The sequence below is a fragment of the Aquimarina megaterium XH134 genome, from assembly GCF_000520975.1.
GTDB classification, from domain to species: domain Bacteria; phylum Bacteroidota; class Bacteroidia; order Flavobacteriales; family Flavobacteriaceae; genus Aquimarina; species Aquimarina megaterium.
This window is the reverse complement of sequence record NZ_JACB01000139.1, coordinates 1-648: the sequence shown is the minus strand read 5'-3', so window position 1 is coordinate 648 and position 648 is coordinate 1. Positions and strand designations below refer to the sequence as shown.

The following is a 648-nucleotide window of genomic DNA, read 5'->3' as shown; positions in this document are numbered from 1 at the left end:
ATCAAAAACATGACCCGCTATCAAATAATAATTGATGCGCTCCTCGGCCAAAAAACTAACAGCATCACTACTACTGGTAGTAGTACTCTCATCAAAATGATCCGTCTCTAATAAATTAGGAGCACTTAATCCTACATAAAATTTATGAGTATGATAATAAACCCCAATTCCAACATTAGGACTAAACTTATTATCTATATTATTCTCAAACAAAGCATCATTGGTATTAAATTGTGATAGCTTTTGAAAATCAACATTTAACAAATGACCTCCGGCTTTTATACCTAAGCTTAACTTACCCGTTTCTGATGTCGGAATCGTATATGAAAAATCAATATCAAAATACGTCTCATCGGTAGGACCAATCTGATCATTAACTATAGACAATCCCAAACCAACTCGCTCATTACCACCAATAGGTGTATTAAGAGTAAGTGTCTGAGTTCGGGGAGCTCCATCTAAACCAACCCATTGACTACGATGAAGACCCATAATACTTAGTACACCTCGACTACCTGCATAGGCAGGGTTTACACTTATCGTGTTATACATATACTGAGTGTACTGAGCATCTTGTTGTGCATAACTGGTAAAAAAAGTAACGCTCAAAAACGCTGTCACAACTATTATCTTTATTTTTTTCATCCG

The 648-nt window shown here is 35.8% G+C and carries 1 protein-coding gene; it reads right to left on the bottom strand.

Going from position 1 to position 648, the window contains the following annotated elements; all coding sequences use genetic code 11:
- The coding region (locus tag Z053_RS0127450) for a PorP/SprF family type IX secretion system membrane protein (RefSeq protein WP_025668170.1) at nt 1–645 on the bottom strand (645 nt) is incomplete at its 3' end.
- Nucleotides 646–648: the final 3 nt, after the last annotated feature.